Genomic DNA, 3,779 nt, shown 5'->3' with positions numbered 1-3,779 from the left:
GCGAAGACCCGGAGCCCCGAGCTCCCAGGGTCTTCCCCCGCGGGCCCTCTTCCCGTCAGGGCCCGCCTCCCGCTCACACTCTCCCCTTGCCGCGGACGGCCAATCCTTGAGCGTCGTCACTCGTACGAGGGGTGTTGGGAGCGACGGCGATACATTCGAATACGGGTTCGATAGTGTGGGGCTGCTCAAGGGACGGATGGGGGTGCCAGGGCAATGGTGCGGCGCATCGACGTGACAGGTACCGGGGGCGTACGGCTCGCGGCCTGGGAGTTCACCGACCCTCCCAAGGCCGGCGGCGAGGGAGCGGAGCGGAAGCACAACGGGCGCGGCCCCGGCGTGCTGCTCCTGCACGGCCTGATGGGGCGGGCCGCGCACTGGGCGGAGACCGCCCGCTGGCTCGGCGCGCGCTACCGCCCCGTCGGCCTCGACCAGCGCGGCCACGGCCGCAGTGAGAAGCCCACCGACGGGCCGTTCGACCGCATGACGTACGTGGACGACGCGATCGCCGCCATCGAGCAGCTGCATCTCGCGCCGGCCGCCGTCATCGGCCACTCCATGGGCGCGCTCACGGCCTGGCAGCTCGCCGCGCGCCGCCCCGACCTGGTCAGCGCCCTGGTCATCTGCGACATGCGGGCATCGGCCCTGGGCGCGGCCTCACAGCGCGAATGGGAGGCATGGTTCCGCTCCTGGCCGGTCCCCTTCGCCACGCTCGCCGACGTCCGCAAGTGGTTCGGCGAGGACGATCCCACGCTGGAGCGGCCGAAGCCGGTGCGCGGCGAGTACTTCGCCGAGGTGATGGCCGAGCGCGGCGACGGCTGGCGCCCGGTCTTCTCCCGCCGCCAGATGCTCGCCGTCCGCGAGGCATGGGTGCACGACGCGCACTGGGAGGAGCTCGCCCAGGTCGAGTGCCCCACGCTGGTCGTCCGCGGCCTGGACGGCGAACTGGGCCGCGCCGAGGCCCAGGAGATGGTCCGCGTCCTCCCTCAGGGCGCCTACGCCGAGATCTCCGACGCCGGCCATCTCCTCCCCTGGGACCGCCCGGACGACTGGCGCCGCGCGCTGGAACCGTTCCTGCACGCGGCGATCCCGACGTGAGCGGCCGGGCGTCCGTCCCTCAGGGGACGGGCGCCCGCCCCCTGAGGGACGGACGCCCACCGACTCTCAGGGTCTATCCCTTGCTCACCGCCACCAGAATCTCCGGCAGCCGGCGGAGGACACCCGGAGCGGTCAGCCGCAGCCCGAGGACGGCCACGACCGCCCCGTACACCGCGCCCACCGGCAGCACCAGCCACAACAGCCCCTGCAGCCCCGCCACATGTAGCGCGACGGTCAGGCCGATGACCGGCAGACACAGCAGACCGCCCATGATCACGCCGACCAGCATGCTGATCCAGGCGATCCCGCCCTGCCCCGGCGCGACGTTCTTGTTGCCGTCGGACGGAATCGAGTACGGGAAACGGACCGAGGCGAACGCCCCCGTCGCCACCAGCGCACCGAGGAGCGCCAGCGCCACCCCGTACACCTCCGGGAAGGCCGCCCAGTCGTCGAGGAGCGCCGCCGAGCCCAACACCACCACCGTCACGTACGGCACCGCGATCACGGCCACTGCCAGCGCCCGCCCGGCCAGCTCCAGGAACGCGTCGCGGCGCGTGGCGAGCGTCGAGGCGACCATCCAGAACGCGGAGGTGTCCTGCCCGAACTGGTTGTACATCTGCAGCCCGAGCAGCCCCGCCGCCCAGCACGCCGTATAGACGCTGCCGCCGCCCTGCAGTGCCGTGACGACCGGGAGGATCAGGCCGACGCCGAGCGCCGCGGCCCAGCCCATCTTCGTCTTCGGGTCGCGCCAGCCGTACAGCAGCGTGCGCCGCATGACCGTACCCGTACGGCCGTCCGGCAGCAGCCGCTCCCAGCCGCCCGCCCGGCCGTCCCGCTTGCGGCCGCTGTCCTTCTCGATGGCCTGCAGGGTGGAGGAGTCGGGCGAGGTCATGACAGTGGTGAGCGTGCGGCTCCACCACCACAGCAGCGCGACGAGCGCCAGCGCCGTCACCGCGAGACCGAACGCCGCGCGCCCGTAGGCGCCCCGGCCCGCCGCGTCCACCGCGTCCACCGCGGAGGCGGGCGGGATCCAGCGCAGCACCGCCGCGGCCGGCTCCAGGGCCGTCAGCCCCTGCGACTGGGCGAGCTTCTGCGCGGCGAGGTTCACGCCCTGCGCGCCGAGCGCGACGAACAGGCCGCTGAGGACGGCGAGATCACGCCCGCGACGGCTGGTCAGCAGCCGTACGTTGGCGGTCGCGACGGCCCGCGCAAGCGCCGCGCACACCAGGACGATCAGCACCGTCGCCACGACCCCGACGACGACCGCGGCCGCACCGCGCGCGACAGCGACCACGGAACCGGCCGCCAGTACGACGGTGAAGACCGGCCCGACGCCGATGAGCGAGGCGATCAGCAGCGAGCCGATCAGCGGCCGGGGCCGCAGCGGCAGCATCACCAGCCGGGTCGGGTCCATCGTCTCGTCCGCCGTCGGGAAGAACAGCGGCATCGCCGCCCACCCGAGCGTGAGGATCGCGGTCAGCAGCACGGCCAGCGCCGGCGCGCCGGACACGCCGCGCAGCAGGATCAGGCCCAGCAGCAGCCCGGCCGCGAACAGCAGCGTGACGGCCATCGAGATGACGTACGCGGCGGTGCGCCCCGGCGACTGCCGCAGCCCGTTCTTCAGGAGGGACAGCTTGAGCCGTACGAAGATGGGCGTGAGGGCCGGGGACGGCGGGGCGGCGGCCGGCGTGCTCACGGGGCGGGTGGCCGTGCTCATCGGGCCCCGCCCCCGCCCAGCCAGTCCAGGTTCTCCCCGGCCCGCGCGCGGCTGCCCGCGCCGACCAGTTCGAGAAACGCGTCCTGCAGCGAAGGCGCGTCCCCGCGCACCTCACCGATCGGCCCATCGGCCCGGATCTTCCCGCCCGCCATGACCGCGACCCAGTCACACAACGACTCCACCAGCTCCATCACATGACTGGAGAAGATGACGGTCGCGCCGGACGCTGTGTAACGCTCCAGTACGCCCCGAATGGTCTGGGCGGACACCGGGTCCACCCCCTCGAACGGCTCGTCCAGAAACAGGATTTCGGGATTGTGCAGCAGGGCGGCCGCCAGCCCGATCTTCTTCCGCATACCGGTCGAGTAGTCCACGACCAGCTTGTTCCGGGCCGCGGACAGATCGAGCACGTCCAGCAGCTGCCCGGCCCGCTTGTCCACCTCGTCGCCGGGCAGCCCCCGCAGACGCCCGATGTACGAGAGAAGTTCGCCGCCCGACAGCCGCTCGAACAGCCGCAGCCCTTCGGGCAGTACCCCGATCCGCGACTTCACGGCCACCGGGTCGCGCCACACGTCGTGGCCGCCGATCTCGACCTGGCCCGCGTCCGGCCGCAGCAGCCCGGTCACCATCGACAGCGTGGTCGTCTTCCCCGCGCCGTTCGGCCCCACGAGCCCGATGAACCGCCCGGCGGGCAACGTCAGATCGATCCCCGCAACCGCGGTGTGATCTCCATACTTTTTCCAGAGGCTGTGGATACGCACCGCCGCCGGCGCCTCCGCCGTGCCAGCCTGTTCCGCAGCACCCGAACTTTCGGTCGTCACTCGGTTCCCCTGTCCTCGGACGTCAAGGCAGGACCCGGTCAAGCCCCCGCCGTTCCCCAACGATATGCCGGGGACGGCAGAGCGAGCCGAACGATGAAGCGACCGCTGCACCACCATGTGCACGAGCCGGGGAGCGGGGGAGGGGG

Annotated in this window: 3 protein-coding genes; 1 reads left to right on the top strand and 2 read right to left on the bottom strand. The window is 72.6% G+C overall.

Features of this window, described 5'->3' with window-relative positions:
- Positions 1-213: 213 nt before the first annotated feature.
- A complete protein-coding gene (locus CCS38_RS21250) occupies positions 214-1,095 on the top strand; it encodes an alpha/beta fold hydrolase (protein ID WP_223734900.1) in 882 nt (293 codons plus the stop codon).
- Between the two features lie 73 nt (positions 1,096-1,168).
- On the opposite strand, the gene CCS38_RS21245 is transcribed toward CCS38_RS21250, so the two are convergent.
- Positions 1,169-2,812 carry a transporter gene (locus CCS38_RS21245; protein WP_223734899.1) on the bottom strand — a complete coding sequence of 548 codons (1,644 nt, stop codon included), beginning with the start codon at positions 2,810-2,812 and terminating at the stop codon, positions 1,169-1,171.
- On the bottom strand, positions 2,809-3,633 hold the full coding sequence (locus CCS38_RS21240; RefSeq protein ID WP_223734898.1) for an ABC transporter ATP-binding protein: 825 nt from the start codon (positions 3,631-3,633) through the stop codon (positions 2,809-2,811). The genes CCS38_RS21245 and CCS38_RS21240 overlap by 4 nt, the downstream gene beginning before the upstream one ends.
- Between the last annotated feature and the right edge of the window lie 146 nt (positions 3,634-3,779).

Source organism: Streptomyces purpurogeneiscleroticus (assembly GCF_020024005.1).
GTDB lineage: Bacteria > Actinomycetota > Actinomycetes > Streptomycetales > Streptomycetaceae > Streptomyces > Streptomyces purpurogeneiscleroticus.
The sequence above is the reverse complement of the archived record's forward strand: the minus strand, read 5'-3'. Positions and strand labels throughout refer to the sequence as shown.

Bases quoted from the DNA above. Each gene is read 5' to 3' on its own strand.
- CCS38_RS21250 (WP_223734900.1), top strand. From the start codon at position 214: ATGGTGCGGCGCATCGACGTGACAGGTACCGGGGGCGTACGGCTCGCG.
- CCS38_RS21245 (WP_223734899.1), bottom strand. From the start codon at position 2,812: ATGAGCACGGCCACCCGCCCCGTGAGCACGCCGGCCGCCGCCCCGCCG.